Consider the following 22197-nt stretch of genomic DNA (forward strand, 5'->3'; position numbering starts at 1 on the left):
GTATTCGCGGCTATTCCAACGGGATTAAGCGCGCAGTCGTTGGCAGTGCCGATCGTTCCGTACTGCGATCAGGCCACGACGGAGGCTGCGTGCACGGGGGCCGGGACAGTCATGGGGCTCGACCCCAATGGCGACGGGTTTCTGGCGGTTCGCACCGGTCCCGGCACGGACTATCCAATGATCGACCAGTTGGTGAACGGTGATCGGGTCACGATCATCAACGGACAGGACCGTTGGCTGGGCGTCGAGTACCGAGGTCGGCAGGGCTGGGTGCACGGGAACTGGGTCGGAAATCGCATCCCCTGACGTCGCCTCAGGGCACCGTCAGGCCGTCCGCCAGAATTGATCTGATCGCCTCTGGCGACCAACCTGCCTCGCGGTAGCTGGACAGCGACCGGGCGTCATCGCGTTTGGCCAGGCGCTTGCCTGCCGTATCTCGCACGAGGGCGTGATGGTGATAGGCGGGCGTCGGCAGGCCGAGCAGGTGCTGGAGCAGGACGTGGATGCGCGTCGCCTCGAAGAGGTCGGCGCCCCGGACGACATGGGTGATCCCCTGTTCCGCGTCGTCCAGCACGACCGACAGATGGTAGGAGGTTCCGAAATCGCGGCGGGCAAGGACGATGTCGCCGATCTCGGTCGCATATTGCGCGGGAGTCGTCGTGACCTCGCCTGCTCCGGTGCCGGTCTCGCGGAAGGTGAGGGGATGTCGCGCGGCCTTCGCCATGTCGAGGCGCAGATGCCGGTCGGCTGGACGGGGTCCAGTGCGGCCGGTCCCGCGGCAGGTCCCCGGATAGACCGGTCCGTCGGGCCCGAAGGTCACGTCTTCCTGAGGGGCGGCCATCGCCTCGGCGATATCGCGGCGGGTGCAGGTGCAGGGATACAGAAGGCCCCGCGCCCACAGGTTGTCCAGTGCACTTGCATACGTATGCAAACGGTCCGACTGGCGCATCGGCGGAGTGTCCCAGGTCAGCCCGAGCCATGTCAGGTCATCGAGGATTCGCGTTTCCCATTCCGGTTTGGAGCGCTGGCGGTCGATATCCTCGATCCGCAAGAGGAAGCGGCCGCCGGCGACCCGCGCCATGTCATGCGCTGTGATCGCGGAATAGGCATGGCCAAGATGCAAGGGCCCCGTCGGCGATGGCGCGAAGCGTGTGATCACAGACGACGCAGGGCGTAGATCGTGGCACCGCGGCCCAGCTTCGGAAGCTGTGGGCCGTATTCGGCGAACTCCATCCGGACCACGCCGTCGGATTGGACCCTGGCCAGCTCGTCCATGTAGTCTGGATGGCGCAGCGTATCGTCGTTGTAGCTGAGCACGAGGATGCAGCCCTCGGGCATCGCTTCGCAGACCGCGCGCAGGACGGGCGCGGGCGCCGCGCCGACGCAGATCGCGCCGGACGCCATCACGGCGCGGGTGTCGGGTGCAAAGGTTGGCGGGGTGCCGGGCTCGGCCAGGACGAGATCGGAATAGACCTCTCGCTCGCGCGCCTTGTCGAGCATCCCCGAGGACAGGTCGCTGCCGCGGAGGTTCGTGTACCCTGCCTCGGACAGTGCCACACCGGCGGCGCCGGTGCCGCATCCGAAATCGTGGATCGCCGCCGAGCGGTCGTCGACGAGTCGCTGCAACAGCGCGACGAGACGGCGGGGGCCTATGGCGCCGCTCGCCTCCATCGCTGAGTCGTACTCGTCGGCCCATTCGTCGTAGAGGCGGCGAAGGTCCGCCTCGCTGTGCGCCTTGTCCCACAGACCGTCGGGGAGGTTCGGCCCGGTCATTCCGCCGCCTCTCGCACCGTCGCGGCGCCCAGCCAGGCGGTCCAGTCGGCCTTGGCGCGGTCGGTATAGGCGAGGTAACGGGTCGCCCGGTTGCGACGGCCACCCTTTGCCTCGACGGGCGGGAAGAGGCCGAAATTGACGTTCATCGGCTGGAACGTCTTCGCGTCGGCTCCGCCGGTGATGTGGTTTACGAGCGCCCCCATCGCGGTCGTCTTCGGGAGCTCCGGCAGGGTGCGGCCCTGAAGCTCTGCCGCGGCCAAGCGGCCGGCCAGCAGGCCCATGGCCGCGGATTCCACGTATCCCTCGACGCCGGTGATCTGTCCGGCGAAGCGGATGTGGGGACGGGACCGCAGGCGCATCTGGTCGTCCAGCAGGGTGGGCGAGTTGATGAAGGTGTTGCGGTGGATCCCGCCGAGACGGGCGAAGCGCGCCTCTTCCAGTCCGGGGATCATCCGGAAAACAGAGGTTTGCGCGCCGTACTTCATCTTGGTCTGGAAGCCGACGATATTGTAAAGCGTGCCGAGCGCGTTATCGCGGCGAAGCTGAACGACGGCGTGGGCCTTGATGTCAGGCTGGTGCTGGTTGGTCAGGCCGACAGGCTTCATCGGGCCATGCCGCAGCGTTTCGCGCCCACGCTCGGCCATGACCTCTATGGGCAGGCAGCCGTCAAAATAGCCTGCCGTCTCGCCTTCCTTGAACTCGGTCTTTTCGGCGGCCAACAGGGCGTCGATGAAGGCTTCGTAACGGTCCCGATCCATCGGGCAATTGATGTAGGCCGTTCGCTCCTCTTCGGTCTCACCCTTGTCATAGCGGGACTGGCGCCAGGCAACCGACATGTCGATGCTGTCGGCGTGGACGATCGGCGCGATGGCGTCGAAGAAGGCAAGTGCATCCTGTCCTGCCTCGGCGGCGATGGCCTCGGCGAGCCTGGAGCCGGTCAGGGGGCCGGTCGCGACAATCCAGGTGCCGTCGTCGGGCAGGGCGGTCACCTCGCCCTCGACGATCTCGATCAGGGGGTGGGCCCTGAGACGTTCGGTGACGGCAGCCGAAAAGGCGTCCCGATCGACGGCCAACGCCCCGCCAGCGGGGAGGCGGTGCCGGTCGGCCATCTCCATGATGAGGCCGTCCGCTGCGCGCATTTCCCAGTGCAGCAGGCCCACGGCGTTCGACGTATCGTCATCCGACCGAAAGGAATTCGAGCAGACCATCTCGGCCAGGTCGCCCGTGCGGTGGGCGAAGGTGCCGACCTTCGGTCGCATTTCGTGGAGCCGCACGGCGATGCCGGCCTGGGCGGCCTGCCAAGCGGCCTCTGATCCGGCCATGCCGCCGCCGATGATGTCGAGGGTCTGGGTCATGGCCACGAGATAGCGTCGGACACGCCCGCGTGAAAGGCCGATGCAAAAAAGCCGCCCTGGTGGGGCGGCTGGACCGGCGGATGGCGGCGTGATCTCTCGCGATGGCCCATATGGGGCAAACAGGCTGACAGTAATTCTGTCGGCGCTCAATGACGCCGCGCCCGTGGAAAGAAAGGGATAGATCTGTGCAAGGTCCCGAAGCTAGGGGGAAAAACCTGCGCACGGTCCTCCGTTACCAAGGGTCAATGGGAGAGCTTGCAGATCCAATCTACTGCGGCACGCAGCGTCGAGTCGCCGTGCCGCGTCTCGTGATAGGCGATCCAGAGCTCGTCCGAGAGAGCATTGTCCCGAAGGTCGGCTCGCACGATCCCATCCTCCCGTTCGTCGACCATGAAGTCGGGCAGGAGCGCGGGCAATCCCGTCATCCGAACCAGTTGGTGGGCGAAGGGCATCTCTTCGACCCGGTAGCGCGGCTGGGGGTCGGCGTCGGGATAGATGCGCCTGAGGAAATCCGCATCGGGATAACGGTGCGAGAGCCCGATCCATTGCCCGTCGAGCGTATGGTCCTTGCCGTGGAATACGGCGAGCGCATAGTCCCGGAACTTGCGGGCGATGAGCCGCCCCCCCTCTGGCCGGCCGATCCGGATCTGGATGTCCGCCTCTCCGAGCCCCTGAGCGAAGACCTTGTCCACCAGGCTGAACTGAACCTGGGGCAGGTGGTCCGTCAGAACGGTCATCCTAGGGAGCAGGTAATGCTGATGGACCGCGGGCGGCGCCGCGATTTCGAGGCGGACGGGAACGTTCTCGTCGGCCTCGTGCATCGCGGCCAGTTCGCCGCGCAAGCGCTGATCCATCTCGTCGGCAAGCGTGGCCAGACGCTCTGCCGCTTGGGTGGCCACGAAATGCTGACCCTTCTTCTCGAAGAGCGGGGTTTCGAGCGACTGGCTGAGCCGTTCGAGGCGGCGCGACACGGTCGCGACATTGGTATCGAGGTAGCGGGCCGCTGATGACATCGTGCCATGGCGCATCATCGCCAGCACGAATTTCAGGTCATCCCAGTTTTCCATCGCCTCGCCCCCTTGCGAGGCCGAAGCGCCGCTGTCTCTGCAGGAACTAAAAGACGCTTTTGCATCTGTCAGAAATGACTACTTCCCGAGAGAGCCACTTGGCAAGGCCGAAGGATCAGTCTTCCCCTTCGGTCACCTCGTCGTCCTGGCTGTCCGCGATGCGTGCGACCGACACGACTCGTTCGCCATTCCGGGTCTGGAACACACGAACGCCCCCCGCCCCGCGAGAGCGGAAGCTGATATTGTCCACCGGCGTGCGGATGGATTGCCCGGTGGACGTGGCCAGCATGATCTGGTCGTCGAGTTCGACCGGGAACGAGGCGACGATGGGTCCGCCGCGGGCCGCCTTGTCCTGCGCGCCCACACCCATACCGCCGCGTCCGCGAACCGGGTAATCGTGCGACGACGACAACTTGCCCGCGCCACCCTCTGTGATAGTCACGATCAGGTCCTCGGCCGCCGACATCTCGGCGTAGCGCTCGGGGCTGATGGTGGCGTTGGCGTCCGCCTCTTCCTCGGCATCGACCTCGGCATCGTCGGCCAGACCGGCCATGGCGCGACGCATCTTGAGATAGGCGGCCCGCTCGTCCGGGCTGGCCTCGAAGTGGCGGATGATCGCCATGGACACGACGGCGTCGTCATCCCCGAGTTTCACGCCGCGAACGCCGACCGAGGCGCGCGAGTTGAACACCCGCACATCCGTCGAGCGGAACCGGATCGCGCGGCCCTGCCGCGTGACGAGCATCACATCGTCGTCGTTCGACGCGATGCGCGCGTTGATCAGGCGCCACCCTTCGGTCTCGCCCTCGAACTTCATGGCGATTTTGCCGTTGCGCATGACATTGGCGAAATCAGACAGCGCGTTCCGGCGGACGGTGCCCCGGTCGGTCGCGAACACGACCTGCAACTCGTCCCAGTGATCCTCGTCCCGGTCGACGGGCATGATCGCCGCGATGCCCGTCCCCATTTCGATCGGGAGAAGCTGAACCAGTGGCTTGCCCTTGGCCGTGCGGCCACCCTGAGGCAGGCGCCAGGTCTTGAGCTTGTAGACCATGCCGTCGGTCGTGAAGAATAGGAGCGGCGTGTGCGTGTTGGCCACGAAGAGCGTGGTGACGACATCGTCTTCCTTGGTCGCCATGCCGCCCAGACCCTTGCCGCCCCGGCGCTGGGCGCGGAACTCGGTCAGGGGCGTGCGCTTGGCGTAGCCGGACGCGGTGATCGTGACGACCATGTCCTCGCGCTCGATGAGGTCCTCGTCCTCCATGTCGCCGGACCATTCGGTGATCTCGGTCCGGCGGGGGACGGCGAATTGCTGGCGCACCTCGCGCAACTCGGCGGAGATGATCGACAGGACGCGGGCGCGGGACGACAGGATGTCGAGGAAATCCTTGATCTTGCTCGCCAGCTCTTCCAGCTCGTCGGTCACTTCCTTTACGCCCAGTTGTGTCAGGCGCTGGAGGCGCAGTTCGAGGATCGCGCGAACCTGGCGCTCCGACAGGTTGTAAGTCCCGTCCTCGTTCATCTTGTGGCTGGGGTCGTCGATCAACTCGATGTAGGGCGCGATATCATGCGCGGGCCAGCGCCGCTCCATCAGCTTGGCGCGTGCGTCGGCGGCATCGGCCGAGGCACGGATCGTGGCGACGACCTCGTCGACGTTCGAAACGGCAACCGCGAGGCCACACAGGACATGCGACCGGTCACGGGCCTCGTTCAGCAGATAGGCCGTGCGCCGGGCCACAACCTCTTCACGGAAGTCGAGGAACGCCGTCAGGAAGCGGCGCAGCGTCAGCTGTTCGGGCCGGCCACCGTTCAGAGCCAGCATGTTGCACGGGAAGGACGATTGCATCGGCGTGAAGCGGAAGAGCTGGTTCAGCACGACCTCGGCCGTGGCATCGCGCTTGAGGTCGATGACGACGCGCACGCCGACACGGTCGCTTTCGTCCTGGACGCCCGCAATGCCCTCGATCTTCTTCTCCTTGGCGGCATCGGCGATGCGCTGCACCATGACCGACTTGTTCACCTGATACGGGATCTCGTCCACGATGATGGAAGCACGGCCCCCCGCCTCTTCGACGCGGGTCTTGGCGCGGACGATCACGCTGCCGCGGCCTTCGAGATAGGCCTTGCGGATCCCGGAGCGTCCGAGGATCAGGCCGCCCGTCGGGAAATCGGGTCCATGCACGATTTCCATGATCGCTTCGTCCGAGGCATCGGGCTCTTCGATCAGATGAAGGCAGGCGTCGATCACCTCGCCCAGATTGTGCGGGGGTATGTTGGTCGCCATACCGACGGCGATGCCGCCTGCGCCATTGACCAGCATGTTCGGGAAGCGCGCCGGCAGGACCGAAGGCTCGGTATCCTTGCCATCGTAGTTCGGGACGAAGTCGACCGTATCCTTGTCGATATCCGCCAGCAGCGAGGCGGCCGGCTTGTCCATCCGGACTTCGGTGTAGCGCATGGCGGCCGGATTGTCCCCGTCCATCGATCCGAAGTTCCCCTGACCGTCGAGCAGGGGCAGGGACATCGAGAAATCCTGCGCCATCCGCACGAGTGCCTCGTAGATCGCCGAGTCGCCGTGGGGGTGGTACTTGCCCATCACGTCGCCGACCGGGCGCGCGGATTTGCGATAGGCCTTGTCATGCGAGTTGCCGGTCTCGTGCATCGCGTAGAGGATGCGGCGGTGCACCGGCTTCAGCCCGTCGCGCAGGTCGGGAATCGCCCGGCTGACGATGACGGACATGGCATAATCCAGGAACGACGTTTCCATTTCGTCCACGATGGAAACCTGCGGGCCGTCGTGCCGCATCGGCGTGCGGGGCTCGTCACCTTCGGGAAGATCGGTCTCGTCGCTCATGAAGCCTGCCTGTGCGCTATATCTGGTTGGGGCGCGCTGCCCGTCCCACCGGATATAGGCGGTCGAGCGCCGATTCACAACCTGTTCGCAGCCACCGAGGGGTGCTGCTAACAAATTGTTTTCATTGACGATTAACGTCCGTTTGGCAGGCTGGTCTCATAGAATCGAGCAAGAGGCAACGGCAATGACCGAAACCGAAATGATGTTGAAGGGATATGGGCTGACCACGGCAGAGATGTTCTATCGCATGCCGGACCACCCCCACGTGCTGAACACCTTCATCTGGCAGGACTACGACCAGGCCCCTGATCATGAGCGGCTGCTGAAGTTCATCGACTTCTGGCGCGCGGAGATCGAGGGGCCGCTGCATTCTGTCCGCTTCGTGCATCGCAAGATGATCTCACCCGGCGAATGGCGCCATGTGACCGGAGAGTTCACGCTGCACTAGAGATGGGCGGGCACTGTCACGCCCGCGATCAAGCCCGCCGCGTCGCGGCCACGATCCAGATGACCGCCAGACCGGCCGAGAGGACGAAATTCCAACCGGCCATGGTCAGGCCCAGTTGCCAGACGATCTCGTCGCACAGGACGAGGTCGGACGGGGCTTCCGTGCTCAGAAGGTCGCCGGCCGACAGTCCCGCGAGGCTGCCGCCGGAGCCACAGGCGGCGGGCCCTTCCCACCAGCCTTGCTCCACGCCTGCATGATAGGCGCCGAACCCGGATGTGGTTGCCGCCGCCACGGCGCCGCCGGCCGCCATCAGCCGCGGCGCCAGCCCCGCCAATCCCAACGTACCCAGCAGGATGGCCGCGGCATGGGGCCAGCGTTGCCAGATGCACATCGCGCAGGGGGCGAAGCCGAAGGCCTCGAAGACGAAGGCGCCGCCCAGAAGGCCGACATGGCCGAGGAGGGCAAGGGCGATCAGGCGTCTCACAGATACCTCAGGAGCACGAAGCCTCCGATGAGGCAGACCATGAAGACCGTGAAGACGAGGCCGAGGCGTCGTTCGATGAAGTCCCGGATGGGCGCCCCGAACGCCCGCAACAGACCGGCCACCAGGAAGAACCGAAGCCCGCGCGCAACGATGGACGAGAGTATGAAGACCGGTAGAGACAGGCTGGCCGCGCCCGACAGGATCGTCATCGCCTTGTAGGGGAACGGCGTCACGCCGGCGACCAACACCGCCCACGGTCCCCATTCCGCAAAATAGGCCTGGAAGGCAGGGATGCGGTCCGCCTTGCCCAAAAGCTCCAGCACCGGATGGCCGATCGTCGCGAAGGCAAAGGCGCCGATTGCATAGCCCAGCAGGGCACCCAGCACGCTCGCTATCGTGCAGACCGCTGCGATCAACCACGCCCGACGGGGGGTCGCGATGATCATCGGGATCATCAGGACATCCGGTGGTATGGGAAATACCGAGGATTCGGCGAAGGACACGATTGCAAGGACCCAGAGCGCGCGCGGATGCGCGGCCGAGGCCATCGTCCAATCGTAGAGCGCTCGGATCATGCGGCGGCGGTCCCATGGAACCCGGGCAGGGTCAAGAGCGCTGGGGCCGAAGGCAAGGGAGGATGGCCGATGCGCTGGAAGGGACGACGCGGAAGCACGAACATCGTGGATCGTCGCGGCCGTGGGAGCGTGACCCGGGGTGCCGGGGGGCTGGGCTTCGGGGGTTTGCTGCTGGTCCTCGCGATCGGCTGGTTCTTCGGCATCGACGTCACCCCCTTGTTGCAAGGTGGGGGCGGCGCCTCCGTCCAGACCGAGCAGCGCCGCGAGTTGACGCAGGCCGAGATCGAGCAGGGCCAGTTCGTCTCTGTCGTGCTTGCCGATACGGAAGAGATCTGGGCCGAGATCTTCGCCCGGCAGGTGGATGGTCCCTACGACCCGGCGGAGCTGGTGCTCTATTCCGGAGTAACCGCATCGCCCTGCGGCAACGCCTCGGGCGCCACCGGGCCGTTCTACTGCCCCGCCGACGAACGCGTCTATCTGGACACGGAATTCTTCACGACGCTCGAACAGCAGATGGGGGCCGGGGGCGACTTCGCGGCGGCCTACGTCGTTGCCCATGAGGTCGCGCACCACGTTCAGAACGAGTTGGGGATCCTGGGCGAGGCCAACCGCATCAGGCGGCAGGTCAGCCAGGAGGAGTCGAATGCGATTTCTGTCCGGATCGAGCTTCAGGCCGATTGCTATTCCGGCATGTGGGCGCGCCGAGCGCAGGAGCGGTTCGGGACATTGGAGCGAGGCGACCTCGAAGAGGCGATCAACGCCGCAAAACAGATCGGTGACGACTATCTGCAGCGTCGCGCCGGGCGGGTACCCGCCCCGCACACCTTCACCCACGGCACTTCCGAGCAGAGGGCACGCTGGTTCGCGCGCGGATACGAGCAGGGTGACATCCGGGCCTGCGACACGTTCGGGGCCGAACGGCTCTGATTGACGGCGCTGGCCGGACGGCGTAGCCCCTGCGGCGTGGGCCCGTGTGGCGGAATTGGTAGACGCAGCGGATTCAAAATCCGCCGCCGCAAGGCTTGCCGGTTCGAGTCCGGCCACGGGTACCACCCCCTCGATTCGCTGCCTGTCCCGGCCTGCCGAACGTTTCGGCGGCGCGTGTCTGCGATGCAGGGGGCTGGGAATTGCCGATGGCCTGGAAACAGAGCATTTTTGCAACATCCAGAAATCGCCACATTTCGCACTGCGTTCCGGAAACGATGAGAGCTGTCGCATCCGTCGGATCTGGTGACAAATGAACCTAGTCCGGCAGGTTGCACAGCGTTGTTGAGACGACCACCCAAGGGACTGTTTCCGCTGCAGCGACAAACAGAAGGCGGCGCCGGTGATCTCATGGCCGAAATGCGGCGCCGGTGCCTGATCCGTTAACCGGTCGCATCTTATTTTCGCCTTCTTCTCTTCACCGAACCCCTCAAATCAAATATCAATTTATGACGCTCACTGCTCGAGCGACGTCTGCTGGCCATGGGGGTGGCCGCACGGACCCGAGGCGCCCTGGCGCCGGTCGAAGCCGAACGAGAAGCGCTCCATGCAGGGGGCGCGGTGATACACCACTCGGACGGAGGGAAACCGGCACGACGGGCCCGCGGCGAATGTGTGGCCGGATTGGTCGAATGGTGTCCTCGTCCGCCGTGTGCGCGGTTGGAACGAGGAGGGCGGCCATGGTCGCGATTGTGGTGATATCCGAAAGACGGGTCCGGGACGGGCATTACGCTCCGGGTCGGTCCGCATCCATCCCCCGCCTTCACTCTGACATTGCACGCCGCACCACCGCGCGGACCGTCTAGGGGTATTTCAAAATGGCGAACCAGACGATCATCACATTCAACGACGTCTCGAATTCCGACCGCGTCGACGGGAAGTTCGACCTCGACGGGGTCACCGTATGGAATGGGGATCCGGATTGCGGGTTTCGACCGGATCCGGATCATCCTGCTACGATCTTCGACACCGCGAACCCCACCGGCGGGGATACCGACCTGGCCTTCGACGGCCGCGGCGGCGCCCTGATCGCGCAGGAAACGGTCGGGCGCGAGCCTGACGACAACGCCCACGGCGCGGATTTCGTCTTCGCGTTCGACACGCCATCGGATGTTCACAGCCTGACGTTTCTCGATATCGAGGAGGGTGCCTGCGTCCGGGTCTACGATGCGGATGGCTGTTTCGTGAAATCCGTCAACATCGCGCCGACCGCCGATAACGGCGCGCGCGACGTCGATCTGAACCTCCAGGATGTGGGCTTCCTGATCGTCAGCCTGCCGGGTTCCGGGGCGGTGGACGACGTTGTCTTCACCAAGGGCGCGCAGCCGGACGGCGTCGTGGACGGGACCGCGGCAGGCGAGCTGATCGACCTGACCTACGTGGATGCGCAGGGCGACCGGATCGATGCCAACGATGCGGTTGGCGTGGAGGGCACGACCGGAGACGAAGACCTGGTGCTGGCCGGTGGTGGTAATGACACGGTCTATGCCGGCGTCGGCGACGACATCGTACGCGGCGAGGGCGGCCATGACCGTCTGTTCGGCGAAGGCGGCGATGACGTGCTGCAAGGCGGCTCCGGGAACGACCAGCTTTCGGGCGGCGACGGAGACGACACGATCGAAGGTGGCGACGGGTGCGACACCGTCTATGGCGGCGACGGCGCCGACGTGATCGACGGCGGCGCTCATGCGGACCGGATCGAGGGGCGTGCCGGGGCCGACAGCATCGAGGGTGGCGACGGCAACGATACGATCGTCGGCTACGACGCGAAATCCATCAATTCCGGCGACGTGACTGCCGCCGAGGATGACGGATCGGACGACACGCTGTCGGGCGGCGCGGGTCATGACAAGGTCTTCGGCGGCGCGGGTGATGACCTGATCGCGGGCGGCGCGGGCGCCGATACGTTGGATGGCGGCGATGACCGTGACATCTTCATCGAGATTTCGCCCGGTGACGTCATCGACGGTGGCGAAGGCGGAGACGATTTCGACGAGCTGGATCTGACTGGGCTGGATGTCGAGGTCGAGTTCGACGAGGACAACGACGAGAACGGGACGATCTTCTTCCTCGATGAGGACGGAGAGCGGACAGGCGAGACGGCGCGCTTCATCAACATCGAGAACGTGTTCGACGATAGCGGTCCGATCGGACCGAACGCGCTCGACGGGATCGTGGATGGCACGGACGGCGCCGATCTGATCGACATCGACTACACTGGCGATCCCGAAGGCGATCGGGTGGATGCGGGCGACGCGATCCTGCCCGGGGAAGTCGGCGACGACGACATCATCCGCGCCGGGGATGGGGACGATACCGTTCTGGCGGGCGAGGGCGACGACGAGGTCGAAGCCGGCGACGGGAACGACAGCGTCGAGGGCGGCGCCGGGGATGACCTGCTTCGCGGCGGCATCGGCGACGACATCGTCAATGGCGGCGACGGCGACGATACGATCGGTGGTGGCAGTGGTCAGGACACGCTCGATGGCGGCGCCGGAAACGACAGCGTACGCGGCGGGACCCAGGACGATACCGTCTTCGGCGGTAGCGGCGACGACACCGTCACGGGCGGTGGCGGCGACGACCTCGTCCGGGGGGGCGAGGGCAACGACATCGTTCGCGGAGGCGGCGAGAACGACACCTTGTTCGGCGATGAAGGCGATGACACGCTGACCGCTGCCGGTGGCGTCAACGAGGTCTATGGCGGGGACGACCGCGATACGATCATCGGGATCACGCCCGGCTCGTCCGTCGATGGCGGCGAGGGCGGGGACGACTTCGACAGTCTCGACCTGTCCGGTCTGAACGTCGAGGTCGAGTTCGATCCCGACAACGAAGAGAACGGCACCGTCTTCTTCCTAGACGGCGATGGCAACCGCACCGGCGAGTCGGCGCAGTTCATCAATATCGAGAACCTGTTCAACGAAAGGGGACCGATCCAGCCGGACGACCTGGACGACGAACTCGACGGCCTCGTCGAGGGGACCGAGGATGCCGACCTGATCGATATCGACTATACCGGTGATCCGGAAGGCGACCGCGTCGATGCGGGGGACGCAATCCTCGACGGTGAGGTCGGCGACGACGACATCATCCTGGCCGGCGGCGGCGACGATACCGTGCTGGCCGGTGAGGGAGATGACGAAGTCGAGGCCGGCGACGGGGACGACAGCGTCGAAGGCGGCGCTGGGGACGACGAGGTGCTCGGCGGCGCGGGCGCCGACACGATCGACGGCGGCGACGGAGGCGACACCATTCTGGGCGGTGACGGCAATGACGTCATCACCAGCGGCGCGCGCGGGACGTCGGATCTTGGATATCCGGGGATCATCACGCCGGATGCGGATCCCGAAAACGACCGCGACTCCGTCGATGGCGGAGCGGGTGACGACAGCATCTTCACCGGTGACGATCGCGACACGGTGACCGGAGGAACCGGGGCCGACACGATCGACGCCGGCAAGGACGACGATCTGGTCGATGCCGGCAGCGAAGACGATCTCGTCGTCGGCGGGGAAGGCTCGGACACGATCAGCGGTGGGGATGGGGACGACACCATCTATGCCGGTCTCGATCCAAGTTTCCCGGATGCCATCAACATCCCCGATGACGAGGGCGATCTCGTCACCGACAATGGACGGGACATCGTGGATGGTGGCGGCGGCAACGACCTCATTTTCGGCCAGGATGACGACGACACCCTGTTCGGTGGTGACGGCGACGACACGCTCGACGGCGGGATCGACGATGACAGCCTGTCCGGCGGCGATGGCAACGACAGCCTGCTTGGCGGTGACGGCGACGACACGATCGACGGCGGCGAAGGGGCGGACACGATCGAGGCGGGCGCCGGAAATGACTTGGTCGATGGGGGTCGCGGCGACGACCTGATCGACGGCGGGGACGGTGACGACACGATCCGCGGCAGCTTCGGCAACGATACGGTCGACGGGGGGGCAGGCAATGACAGCGTGTCCGGCTCGAACAACGACGATCTGCTGCGTGGCGGTGACGGCGATGATACGATCTCCGGCTCGTCCGGCCGGGATACGCTGGAAGGCGGAGCCGGCAACGACAGGATGCTGGGAGGCAATCAGGCCGATACGGTTCTGGGCGGGGATGGAGACGACACGATCTCCGGTGCCGATGGCGCCGATCTGCTGGATGGCGGCGCCGGAAATGACAGCATCAGAGGCGGTGCTGACGGCGACACAATTTTCGGCGGTGACGACGATGACCGCATCGAAAGCGGTGGTGGCAACGACGTCGTCACCGGCGGCGACGGGGCCGACACGATCCAGACCGGGGACGACCGTGACCTGATCATCGGGGGCTCCGCCGGGGACAGCGTCGATGGTGGCAGCGGCGGCGAAGATCAGGACACGCTGGATCTGACGGGGTCCGACGTCGACTTCATCACCTACACGTCCGATGATCGCGAAGACGGCGTCGTCACCTTCAACGACGGCTCCACGATGGAGTTCGAGGAGATCGAGACCGTCATCCCGTGCTTCACACCCGGGACGATGATCGCGACCCCCCGCGGGGAGGTTCCCGTCGAGGACCTTAAGGTTGGCGATCGCGTCATCACGCGCGACAACGGGATCCAGGTGATCCGTTGGACGGGGCGCAAGCAGCTCCATTCCTTCGAACTCTTCTCGAAGTCGCAATTGTGCCCGGTGATGATCGCGAAGGGGGCGCTGGGGCACGGATTGCCGGAACGGGACATGGTCGTCTCCCCGCAACATCGGGTCCTTATGTCGAGCGAGGATACCGAGCTCTACTTCGAGGAGCGGGAGGTTCTGGTCGCGGCCAAGCACATGGTCGGCCGACCGGGGATCGAGCGGCTGAAGGCGCAGGATGTGACCTACATCCACATCATGTTCGACAATCACGAGGTGATCCTGTCGGACGGTGCCTGGACCGAGAGTTTCCAGCCCGGCGAATGCAGCCTCCGGGGGCTCGGCCGCGATCAGGCCGAAGAGATCTATGCGATCTTCCCCGAACTGCGGAACAATCACGGATTGGAAGTCTATCCGGCGGCCCGCCGGATGCTGAAGCGACGCGAAGCCGAAATGCTGCGCTGACCTTCTTGGGGAGGGAAGACGGGCCGCGGAATGCCGCGGCCCGTTTTCCGTTGAGCGTGGCGATCCGCGTGATAGATCGGACCGACAAGGACTGGGGGACGATATGCGGCGCTGGCACTTCTATGTTATGGGAACGATCGCGACGGTCTGGGGCGTGCTCGCGCTGGTCGAATACGTCATGGTCGCCTACGGCCTGCGCTGGGGCTGGCTCGACATGTATCCCGAGAACCAGTTGAACTGGCTGGCGTCCTTGCCCGCCTGGGTTCATGGCCTGTGGGGATTGCAGGGAGTGCTCGCCTTCGTCGGTGCGCTCTGCCTTCTCGCGCATCTTCGCGCATCCGTCTGGATGTTGGGCCTTTCGTTTCTGGCATTGCTGGTCCTTGTCGTCTGGTCGTTGTTCTTTGCGGCTCCGACACTGTTGTCGCTGGACGGCTTGGATGGTGGCACGACCTTCCTCGTCAGTTTCCTTGTCCTGCTTCTTTCCGCGATGATCTGGCTTTATGCCCGATCCGAGAAGCAGCGTGGCGAGGTGCTCTGACCGACGACTGGCATCCACCCGCCCTCCGCGCTAAGTCGATCTGACTGAAACGCTCGGGAATTGTCGCGCATGTCGGTACCGCTTCAGGTCGAGGGCCTGACCCGCATCCTGGAGGGGCGCGCCGTCGTGGACGGCGTCGACCTTGAAGTCGGGGAAGGGCGGGTGACCTGCCTGCTGGGGCCGTCCGGATGCGGGAAATCCACGACTTTGCGGATCATCGCCGGGGTCGACCGGCAGGATGCGGGGGTTGTGAGACTTGCCGGAAAAACGGTGGCCGACTCGCATGTCCACGAGCCGCCGGAGGCACGGGGCGTCGGTCTCATGTTTCAGGACTTCGCGCTGTTTCCGCATCTGACCGCCGCGCGCAACGTCGGCTTCGGCCTCCGCGGGAAGGACGACGCCCGGGTCGCGGACTTGCTGGACCGCGTCGGCCTGGCCGCGCACGCCGTCAAGTATCCTCATCAGCTCTCTGGCGGGGAGCAACAGCGCGTCGCCCTTGCCCGCGCCTTGGCGCCGAAACCTCGGGTCCTGTTGATGGACGAACCATTCTCCGGGCTCGACAACAGGCTGCGTGACGGGATCCGCGATGCAACGCTCGACGTCCTGCGCGAAGAGGGGACGGCCGTCCTTCTGGTCACGCACGAACCTGACGAGGCGATGCGAATGGGCGACGAGATCGCTTTGATGCGGGGTGGCCGGATCGTTCAGCGTGCGGCGCCCTACAATATCTACAACCAGCCCGTCGACCGGGACGCTGCCGCATTCTTCAGTGATATCAATTGCATCGAAGGCGAGGTTCACGGGGCTTTGACGCAAACCCCGTTCGGCCAATTCCTCACCCCCGGCCTGGCGGATGGGACCGCGGTCGATATCGTCTTCCGCCCGCAGCATGTGCGGCTCGACTTCGACCGCGAGGGGAGGGGGCCGGCGCCGACGCCAACAGAGGGAACGCCCGCGCGCGCGCATGTCGTGAGGGCGCGGTTCATGGGAAAGGAAAGTCTCGTCGATTTCCGGACGGAGATCGGCGACGCCCTCGTCACTGCCACGGTGCCGGCGGTGTTTCTCCCGAAGAAGGATCTCCCGATGTGGCTATCGATTCGACGGGACAGATGTTTCGTCTTTCCACGCGGCGCGTCGGCGCACGACCCTCGTATCGTCGGGGCCTAGGCAGCGGCTCCAGATTTCGACCGACCATCTAAGTCTGCAGCTTTGACGACGGGGTGTCGAAAGGCATCTGCTGAGAAAGTGGGCGAAAACTGACCGGTCTTTTCGACGGGCGGGAGAACGATAGCGAAGACGCCGAGCCATCGCATCCGACGTGGCCGCACACGAGCACGCCGACGGTGAGAGGCATCACCGTCGACAGCGCACAAGACGAAATGGCCCTGAACCCGAGTCCAAATCGGCGGTCAGGATGCAGTCAATTCAAGGAGAGACCGGTCAGCGACCCCAGGTCCGCACCGCACCGCAATCGACATGGGTGAAGTTGGAGCCAGAATACTTGCCGACGCCGCCCGCCCCGCAAGACGCAGCAGCCCGCGCGACCTGAGAGACCGAACGTCCGTTCAGCCTGAGATCCGCGGCCTGACCCTTGAGGTGGAGAGAGTTCCGAGCGACACCGCGCGATCGCGCCCGCAGGGCGGCATTCGTCGCAGGCGAGCGGTAACCCGACAACAGCATGAAAGGCTGCGACGATTCCACCAGGTTGTGGGTTGCTGCGATGATGTCGAGGGTCCGGTTATCGATCCCCTTAACTTCGTTCCGCCGCCAGTCGCGGAAGAAGAAGTTCACCTCGCGAAGTGCCTCGCGGAGATACTGGCCCTCGATCCAGTAGATCGTGTCCATGCTTTCGCCGGTGCGCGCGTTGTACATCGTCAGGCGACGGACATCGCCCGCCCCCCGAAGAAATCCAGCTGCCTTGGAGTAGGTCGGCGCTGCCGCTACTGCCGTTGCTGCGAATGCGCTGAGTAGTCCACGGCGCGTCAGACTGCTCACCGCGCCATTGTTTCCGATATCCGTCACGTCTGTCCCGTTCGACTTGGACCGTCTTCGCGGCCTCAGGTGCCTCTTCCCCAAGTGACGAGGCTGATGTGGCATATTTGAGGCGAGTTCGAAAAGAGGCATCCGTTCCCCTGTGAGATCGGCGGGATTTCGCCCACGAACCATCGTTGCGAAATCAGAAACCATCTGTGGTTTCCCGGTCCTATCGGACAATTCCTAGAAAAACATGAATGGACTCGCGGGGGGCGCTTGAGTCACCTTTCGGTTGTAGTCTGCCCGTAAGAGTACCCATGCCTTTGAACATTTTCTCCCGCCCGATTCTCGTGGCGGCGCTGATTGCGGTCACGTCGCCTGTCACCGGTGTCGCAAAACCGCTCGTCACGCCTTTGCAGCAAGCCGTCGCGGAGGCGGCCAGCGACGACGAGATCGTCGCCTCCTTCTACCGCGACCGGCATTTCGCCCCGATCTGGATGGGTGAGGGGGCCGCCACGCGCCGCGCCGCATTCCTCATGGCCCTGGAAGGGGCGCCGAATCACGGCCTGCCCGCGTCCCGCTACGATATCGAAGCCGTGCGCGCGGAATTCGCCGCTGCGACGACGGCTCAGGCGATGGGCGCGCTCGAGGTGGCGATGACCCGCCGGCTTCTGCGATATGCCCGCGATGTGAGCCAGGGCGTCCTCGACCCGAGCAAAGTCGACTCGGGCATCGTGGTCGATCTGCCGGACCGGGATTGGAGCGTCTTTCTGGATCGGGTGGCCGGCAGCGATCCCTATGCGGCACTGCAATCGGTGCTGCCGTCGACACAGATGTACACCCGGCTGCTTCGCGAAAAGCTGCGGTTGGAAGAGGCCCGGATTGCGGGCGGTTGGGGGGATGCGGTCCCCGGTCGCGGCACGATCTCCGTCGGAGACGAAGGGGAGCGGGTCGTCGCGCTCCGTGACCGGCTGATCCGAATGGGGTATCTGCGCAGGTCAGCCGTCGCGGCCTATGACGGCGCTCTGGAGGCGGCGGTGCGGGCCTTCCAGGTCGATCACGGTCTGACCCCGGATGGAGAGGCAGGCGAAGCCACCCTCGCCGCGATCAATACATCCCTTGAGGACCGTTTGGGTCAGGTGGTCGTCAATCTCGAACGCCAGCGGTGGATGAACAAGGAACTGGAGCCGCGGCACATCCTCGTGAACCTGGCGGAGCAGCATGCCTATGTCGTGGACGACGGGAAGGTGACCTTCGATTCCGTCGTCGTCATCGGCAAGGAGACCCCCGACCGGCGCACCCCGGAATTCAGCCATACGATGACGCATATGGTCATCAATCCTTCGTGGTATGTGCCTCGTTCGATTGCCACGAAAGAATACCTGCCCGCGCTTCGCCGCGGTGGGGCGCGCCACCTTCAGGTCTTCTCGAGCCGGGGGCGGGTCAACCCGAACGCCATCGACTTCAGCCGCTACACGGCGCGCACCTTCCCCTACAGCCTGCGTCAGCCGCCGGGGCCCAAGAACGCGCTCGGGAAGGTGAAGTTTATGTTTCCGAATAAGTACAACATCTATCTCCATGACACGCCGGCGAAGTCGCTTTTCGGACGTGACGTCCGGACGTTCAGCCACGGCTGCGTCCGGGTCGGCCGGCCGCTGGAACTGGCCTACCATCTGCTTGCGGCCCAGGAGGCCGATGCCGAGGGCTATTTCAAGTCCATCCTGCGGACCGGATCCGAACGTCGGGTCGACCTCGAACAGCCCATCGGCGTGCATATCGTCTATTGGTCGGCCTGGGTGACGCCGACTGGGCGGGCCAATTATCGGGGCGATCCCTATGGCCGGGATCGTGCCGTGCTGAACGCCCTTCGCGATGCCGGGGTGGAAGTGGGGCGCGGCCGCAGTTAAGTCCGGCGGCGAGCGAAGCCGCCGGAGGGCCCTATGCCCACATTGGAGGAGATCGCCGGGGCGCTGGGGCGCCCCGTGCTGGGCGACGGAACGATTACGTTCCGCCGTGCGGCAGAGCCGTCGGTCGCGGGCCCCGACGATCTCGCTCTTGCGATGTCAGAGGCTTACGCGGATGCGCTCCGGTCGAGCCAGGCGCGGATTGCGATCCTGTGGGATGGGGCCGACCCCACCGAATTCGGACTCGACGGGGCGATCACCGTCACCCGAGCACGGCTGGCGATGGCGCGGCTGACAGGTGCGCTCGACCGGTGGCCCGAATGGGGCGCCGGCATCCACCCCACGGCCGTCGTGGCAGAGGACGCGCGGTTGGGGCCGGGCACTGTGGTTGGGGCTCATGCGGTGATCGGCCCGCGCGTCAGCATCGGCGCGAAGGCGGCCATTGGCCCTCAGGTCTGTATCGAAGCCGATGCCAGGATCGGAGACGATGCCTTGATCCACGCGCGTGTCACAATCGGTGCTCGCGTCACCATCGGCGACCGCTTCATCTGTCAACCGGGTGCCGTGATCGGCGGGGACGGGTTTAGCTTCGTGACGCCCGAGGAAAGCCGGGTCGAGCAGGCGCGGGCCTCCCTGGGCTCGGAGGTCGGAGCCGGCGCGCAGAGCTGGACCCGGATCCATTCGCTGGGCGCCGTCGCCATCGGTGATGACGTTGAAGTCGGCGCGAATGCCACGATCGACCGGGGCACGGTCGAGGACACGCGGATCGGGCGCGGCACGAAGATCGATAACCTCGTCCATATCGGGCACAACCTGAAGATCGGAGAGGATTGCCTGATCTGCGGTCAGGTGGGATTCGCCGGATCCACCGTGGTCGGCGACCGCGTGGTCCTCGCCGGGCAGGTCGGCGTCAGCGACAATATCGAGATCGGGGATGACGTCGTCGCGGGCGGTGCGAGCAAGATCTTCCGTCGTGTTCGGTCCGGAGAAGTCTTGTGGGGCAACCCGGCCCAGAAAATGGAGACCGAAGTGGGGCTGCAAAAGGCGCTCCGCCGGTTGCCTCGGTGGGGTCAGCAACTGGCCGAACTGCGCGCGGCGCGCAAGGAGACGGGCGATGGATGACACTCGCACCCGTGTCCATGCCATTCTTGCGGAACAGGCGATGATCCCGGTCGAGGAGGTCAGCGACGACCAATCGTTGCAGGATCTCGGCATCGACTCGATGGGGGTCGTCGAGGTCATCTTCGCCATCGAGGAGGCATTCGACATTCAGGTCCCGTTCAACGCCAACCAGCCGGACCGATCGGATTTCGACATCTCGACCGTCGGCACGGTCGTGGAGGCGGTCGACAGGCTTCGGGCGGGGTGAAGCGCGTCGTCATCACCGGGGCGGGGACGGTCAATGCCCTCGGCATGGATGTGCCCACCACGCAGGAGGCGATGCGCGCGGGACGATGCGCCATCGGCGAGCTAGATATTCGCGACGCCGACCGGCTTGCGATTCGGATCGGGGCGCAAGTCCGCGGCTACGACGAGGCGGCACATTTCAATCGGCAGCAGATCGTCCTGTTCGACCGGTACACACAGTTTGCGCTGCTTGCCGCGGCAGAGGCGGTCGCGCAGTCCGGCCTGACCTTCGGAGACGATCTGGCCGCGCGGTCGGGCGTCGTTCTGGGAACCTCGGGCGGCGGCCTCAACACCCAGGACGAGAATTACCGCGCGGTCTACCAGGAGGGGAAGAACCGCGTTCATCCCTTCGTCGTCCCGAGGCTGATGAACAACGCCGCCGCGGCCCACCTGTCGATGGAGTGGAACCTGCGTGGCCCCTCCTTCACCGTGGCCACCGCCTGCGCGTCGTCCAACCATGCGATCGGGCAGGCCATGGCACTGATCCGGGCGGGGCAGGCGGACGTCATGCTGACGGGCGGGTCCGAGGCCATGCTGTGCTTCGGCGGGGTCAAGGCGTGGGAGGGGCTGCGCGTCATGTCGCGCGACACCTGCCGCCCCTTCTGCGCCACCCGATCGGGAATGGTGCAGGGCGAAGGCGCCGGGATCTTCGTTCTCGAGGAGTATGACCACGCGCGCAAGCGGGGCGCGGACATGCTGGCGGAGGTGGCGGGCTGTGCCATGACGTCGGATGCTTCGGACATCGTCATGCCATCGCGCCAAGGCGCCGAGCGCGCGATGGAGGGCGCGCTACGCGACGCCGGGATGGCACGGGACGAGGTCGCCTACATCAACGCCCACGGGACCGGGACCGCGGCCAACGACAAGACCGAATGCGCGGCCGTGGCCCACGTCTTCGGGCCGCAGGCGGACCGGCTGATGATCTCGTCGACCAAGTCGATGCACGGGCATTGCATCGGCGGCACGGGCGCAATCGAATTGCTTGCCTGTCTTATGGCGCTGCGCGAGGGCGTGGTGGCGCCGACCGTCAATTGGCAAGAGCGGGATCCGGACTGCGCGCTCGACATTGTGCCGAACGAGGCCCGCAGGGCGCGTATCTCGGCCTGCCTGTCGAATGCCTTCGCCTTCGGTGGCATGAACGCGGTACTGGCCCTGCGCGCGGTTTGACGCCGCCTTTTCCTGCTGCCATCAAGCGCGCAGGTTTTGGTCCGTGGACGCCACGGTGACCGCCTTCGGGCGGACAAGTTTCATTCGACCGAAAGCCAATCCATGACAACGATACGACCGGCCCGCGCGGCCGATGCCGGCCACATCCGCATCATCGCGGAAACCTGCGGCCTCTTCGCACCCGAAGAGGTGCCGCTTCTCCTCGAGACTTTCGCCCCGGAAGCGACCGGATCCGGCACCGCCTGGTTCCTCTCGCCTCACGGGGCGGCCATGGTCGAGCCGGAGCCGTTCTCTGCCGGCCTGTGGAACCTGCGGTTCATTGCCGTGCGTCCGGAAGCGAGACGCGGCGGCGAGGGCAGGGCGCTGGTGGCAACAGCAGAGGCGCACGCTGGCTCTGCCGGGGGGCGTCTCCTCCTTGTGGACACGCAGGGTGACGAGACGACCATGACGGCGCGCTCGTTCTACGCGGCTCTGGACTACGAGAGGGAAGCCGTGATCCGAGACTATTTCGGCGACGGCATCGACAAGGTCACCTTTTGTCGCCGGCTGTCGCTACACCACGAGGCTTGACCTCGACTAC

The 22197-nt window shown here is 65.4% G+C and carries 19 protein-coding genes and 1 tRNA gene; 12 read left to right on the plus strand and 8 right to left on the minus strand.

The window, feature by feature from the left end:
* Nucleotides 1–45: 45 nt before the first annotated feature.
* Entirely contained in the window at nucleotides 46–306 is a 261-nt protein-coding gene (locus jaqu_RS10700) for an SH3 domain-containing protein (RefSeq protein WP_201774365.1), read from the plus strand.
* 7 nt (nucleotides 307–313) lie between these two features.
* On the opposite strand, the gene gluQRS is transcribed toward jaqu_RS10700, so the two are convergent.
* The 5 genes from gluQRS to gyrA all read right to left on the minus strand — a co-directional run bounded on the left by gluQRS (nucleotide 314) and on the right by gyrA (nucleotide 7049).
* Complete coding sequence (gene gluQRS, locus jaqu_RS10705; protein ID WP_043918974.1) at nucleotides 314–1159, minus strand: tRNA glutamyl-Q(34) synthetase GluQRS; 846 nt, start codon at nucleotides 1157–1159, stop codon at nucleotides 314–316.
* A complete protein-coding gene (locus jaqu_RS10710; RefSeq protein WP_052500917.1) occupies nucleotides 1156–1773 on the minus strand; it encodes a class I SAM-dependent DNA methyltransferase in 618 nt (205 codons plus the stop codon). The genes gluQRS and jaqu_RS10710 overlap by 4 nt, the downstream gene beginning before the upstream one ends.
* Nucleotides 1770–3128: a methylenetetrahydrofolate--tRNA-(uracil(54)-C(5))-methyltransferase (FADH(2)-oxidizing) TrmFO gene (gene trmFO / locus jaqu_RS10715; RefSeq protein WP_043918975.1), complete on the minus strand. Its 1359-nt coding sequence runs from the start codon at nucleotides 3126–3128 to the stop codon at nucleotides 1770–1772. The genes jaqu_RS10710 and trmFO overlap by 4 nt, the downstream gene beginning before the upstream one ends.
* 242 nt (nucleotides 3129–3370) lie before the next feature.
* Nucleotides 3371–4195: a LysR family transcriptional regulator gene (locus tag jaqu_RS10720; RefSeq protein WP_043918976.1), complete on the minus strand. Its 825-nt coding sequence runs from the start codon at nucleotides 4193–4195 to the stop codon at nucleotides 3371–3373.
* 115 nt (nucleotides 4196–4310) lie between these two features.
* Nucleotides 4311–7049 carry a DNA gyrase subunit A gene (gene gyrA / locus jaqu_RS10725; RefSeq protein ID WP_043918977.1) on the minus strand — a complete coding sequence of 913 codons (2739 nt, stop codon included), beginning with the start codon at nucleotides 7047–7049 and terminating at the stop codon, nucleotides 4311–4313.
* Nucleotides 7050–7233: 184 nt separating this feature from the next.
* Between gyrA and jaqu_RS10730 the strand changes: the two genes are divergently transcribed.
* Entirely contained in the window at nucleotides 7234–7497 is a 264-nt protein-coding gene (locus jaqu_RS10730) for an usg protein (RefSeq protein ID WP_043918978.1), read from the plus strand.
* A gap of 28 nt (nucleotides 7498–7525) precedes the next feature.
* Here the strand turns inward: jaqu_RS10730 and jaqu_RS10735 are convergent, their stop codons facing one another.
* A complete protein-coding gene (locus jaqu_RS10735; protein WP_236687835.1) occupies nucleotides 7526–7981 on the minus strand; it encodes a disulfide bond formation protein B in 456 nt (151 codons plus the stop codon).
* Nucleotides 7978–8556 (minus strand): YqaA family protein, encoded by a 579-nt coding sequence (locus jaqu_RS10740; RefSeq protein ID WP_043918979.1) that lies wholly within the window; start codon nucleotides 8554–8556, stop codon nucleotides 7978–7980. Before jaqu_RS10740 ends, jaqu_RS10735 begins: the two co-directional genes overlap by 4 nt.
* 69 nt (nucleotides 8557–8625) lie before the next feature.
* Between jaqu_RS10740 and ypfJ the strand changes: the two genes are divergently transcribed.
* From ypfJ to jaqu_RS10765, 5 genes are all read left to right on the plus strand, one after another.
* Nucleotides 8626–9483, plus strand: a complete 858-nt coding sequence (gene ypfJ / locus jaqu_RS10745; RefSeq protein WP_043918980.1) for a KPN_02809 family neutral zinc metallopeptidase — start codon at nucleotides 8626–8628, stop codon at nucleotides 9481–9483.
* Nucleotides 9484–9523: 40 nt separating this feature from the next.
* Nucleotides 9524–9608, plus strand: a tRNA-Leu gene (locus jaqu_RS10750).
* A 750-nt stretch (nucleotides 9609–10358) separates the two neighbouring features.
* Complete coding sequence (locus tag jaqu_RS22080) at nucleotides 10359–14627, plus strand: Hint domain-containing protein (protein WP_052500918.1); 4269 nt, start codon at nucleotides 10359–10361, stop codon at nucleotides 14625–14627.
* Between the two features lie 103 nt (nucleotides 14628–14730).
* A complete protein-coding gene (locus jaqu_RS10760) occupies nucleotides 14731–15165 on the plus strand; it encodes a hypothetical protein (RefSeq protein WP_043918981.1) in 435 nt (144 codons plus the stop codon).
* A gap of 69 nt (nucleotides 15166–15234) precedes the next feature.
* Nucleotides 15235–16332 carry an ABC transporter ATP-binding protein gene (locus jaqu_RS10765; RefSeq protein WP_043918982.1) on the plus strand — a complete coding sequence of 366 codons (1098 nt, stop codon included), beginning with the start codon at nucleotides 15235–15237 and terminating at the stop codon, nucleotides 16330–16332.
* Between the two features lie 273 nt (nucleotides 16333–16605).
* On the opposite strand, the gene jaqu_RS10770 is transcribed toward jaqu_RS10765, so the two are convergent.
* A complete protein-coding gene (locus tag jaqu_RS10770) occupies nucleotides 16606–17187 on the minus strand; it encodes a YcbK family protein (RefSeq protein ID WP_043918983.1) in 582 nt (193 codons plus the stop codon).
* A 269-nt stretch (nucleotides 17188–17456) separates the two neighbouring features.
* Here jaqu_RS10770 and jaqu_RS10775 point away from each other — a divergent pair, with 269 nt between their 5' ends.
* The 5 genes from jaqu_RS10775 (at nucleotide 17457) to jaqu_RS10795 (ending at nucleotide 22187) form a co-directional block, all read left to right on the plus strand.
* Complete coding sequence (locus tag jaqu_RS10775; protein WP_043918984.1) at nucleotides 17457–19046, plus strand: L,D-transpeptidase family protein; 1590 nt, start codon at nucleotides 17457–17459, stop codon at nucleotides 19044–19046.
* A 33-nt stretch (nucleotides 19047–19079) separates the two neighbouring features.
* A complete protein-coding gene (lpxD, locus tag jaqu_RS10780; protein WP_043918985.1) occupies nucleotides 19080–20165 on the plus strand; it encodes a UDP-3-O-(3-hydroxymyristoyl)glucosamine N-acyltransferase in 1086 nt (361 codons plus the stop codon).
* On the plus strand, nucleotides 20158–20412 hold the full coding sequence (locus tag jaqu_RS10785; RefSeq protein WP_043918986.1) for an acyl carrier protein: 255 nt from the start codon (nucleotides 20158–20160) through the stop codon (nucleotides 20410–20412). Before lpxD ends, jaqu_RS10785 begins: the two co-directional genes overlap by 8 nt.
* The gene (locus tag jaqu_RS10790; RefSeq protein ID WP_043918987.1) at nucleotides 20409–21617 is read left to right on the plus strand and encodes a beta-ketoacyl-[acyl-carrier-protein] synthase family protein; all 1209 of its coding nucleotides are present in this window, start codon (nucleotides 20409–20411) and stop codon (nucleotides 21615–21617) included. Before jaqu_RS10785 ends, jaqu_RS10790 begins: the two co-directional genes overlap by 4 nt.
* A gap of 102 nt (nucleotides 21618–21719) precedes the next feature.
* Nucleotides 21720–22187 (plus strand): GNAT family N-acetyltransferase, encoded by a 468-nt coding sequence (locus tag jaqu_RS10795; protein WP_043918988.1) that lies wholly within the window; start codon nucleotides 21720–21722, stop codon nucleotides 22185–22187.
* Nucleotides 22188–22197: the final 10 nt, after the last annotated feature.

The organism is Jannaschia aquimarina (assembly GCF_000877395.1).
Classification (GTDB): Bacteria; Pseudomonadota; Alphaproteobacteria; order Rhodobacterales; family Rhodobacteraceae; genus Jannaschia; species Jannaschia aquimarina.